This is a genomic window from Campylobacter sp. CNRCH_2016_3089, from assembly GCF_025772505.1.
GTDB classification, from domain to species: domain Bacteria; phylum Campylobacterota; class Campylobacteria; order Campylobacterales; family Campylobacteraceae; genus Campylobacter_D; species Campylobacter_D lari_D.
The window spans coordinates 1-1,525 of sequence record NZ_JAKMSF010000037.1 but is presented as its reverse complement, the minus strand read 5'-3'; the positions used below and the strand labels follow the sequence as shown (position 1 = coordinate 1,525).

The 1,525-nt window shown below is 26.8% G+C and carries 1 protein-coding gene; it reads right to left on the bottom strand.

What is annotated here, in order from left to right; genetic code table 11:
* Positions 1–1,525 (bottom strand): ShlB/FhaC/HecB family hemolysin secretion/activation protein (locus tag L8W69_RS09105; RefSeq protein ID WP_263666982.1); only part of this gene is annotated, 1,525 nt, incomplete at both ends.

Sequence of the window (1,525 nt, the reverse complement as noted above, 5' to 3'; positions counted from 1 at the left end):
AAAGCCTTTACTTTCATTTTTAAAATAATTATCTTCTATAAAAAGTCCATCATCATTAACCTTACCTATACTTATCTTAGCACTATAACTTAAGGTATTATTCTCAAATCCTCTAAATAAACCTTCTAAACCTATACTACCTACATTAGAATTTTTATTTGCTATATATGAAAATGGTGTATAAGCGAAAGCTTTATCATTTAAAGTTTTATGATAAATACTAGAAGTAAAGTATAAAGATGAATTAGTATTAATCCATACAGGATAAGAAAAGTCTATACCTATACTTTTTGAAATTCCACTAAAGCCAACTTCTTGATAATCTCCACCTAAAGAATAATTTCCTTTTGATACACTTGGAGTAATTTTTAAATTTCCTAAAAAGAAAGTATAACTTGCTCCATAGTTAATTTGTTTTTCATTGCTTGATTGTAGGTAAAAATTATAATAATCTCCCATATTAAGTATAGAATTAAATCCCATACTAATACCAGCTCTAATATCCCCTGCACTTTTAATACCATAATTATCAGCATATAATAATACATTAGCCTTAGTATCAGGAACTACTTCTATAACTATATCAGTTTCACCTACATTCTCTCCTGCTTGTAAACCTGCTAGGGTTTGAATGCCATACATTTCATTGACTTTATATACACTATCTTCTATTAATTTAGTAGAGATGATTTTACCTTTGATTCTTTCATTAAGCTTACTTTCAATAAAATAATCTTTTATAGTAGTTTTATTCTTTATTATATACTTACCTAATGTTCCTAAGGCTATGTTTATTTGCACACTATCTTCAAATTCTTGTTGGGGTACATAAGCTGTTGCAGCAGGATAGCCATTAACTTGGAAATAATAAGCAATAATATTAGATATATCTTGTAAATCTTGCAAACTAAATTTTCTAGTGCTAAACTCACTAATGAGTATTTGTAAATCTTCTTCTTTAATACCTAGCTTTTCAAAGCTAGTGTTTTCATTAGTGATGATGAATTTGTATTTGGTTATTACTTCTTTAGTGGTGGTAGTATTAGTTTGATTACTTGAGTTAGTAGAGTTAGTGTTAGAACTATTGTTTGTTTGATTATTTGGATTACTTGTATTATTGTTGGTATTGGTTTGATTGTTTAATTTGGTAGTGTTGTTATTAAAACTATGATTGTTTGAAGCATTATTGGTATTAAAGCTATTATTAGTTGAATTAAAATTATTGTTTGTTTGATTATTTATACTAGAGTTAATGTTAGCTTTGTCATTGTTTGTATTAGTGTTAGTTTGGTTATTTGGGTTGGTAGTGTTATTATTAGTTTGATTGTTAGCTTCCTCATTAGTTTTATCTTCTTGATTAAATTTTTCTTTTAAGGCTTTCTTTTTTTCTTCAAAGTCTTTTTTAGCTTCTTGAGCTTTTTTATAATCATCTTTAGTTTTTAGATTTTCTTTGATAGCTTTGTTTTGAGGGAGATTTCTATCAGGAGATAATTCTATAACCTTTTCTATATCATTTTTAGCTATG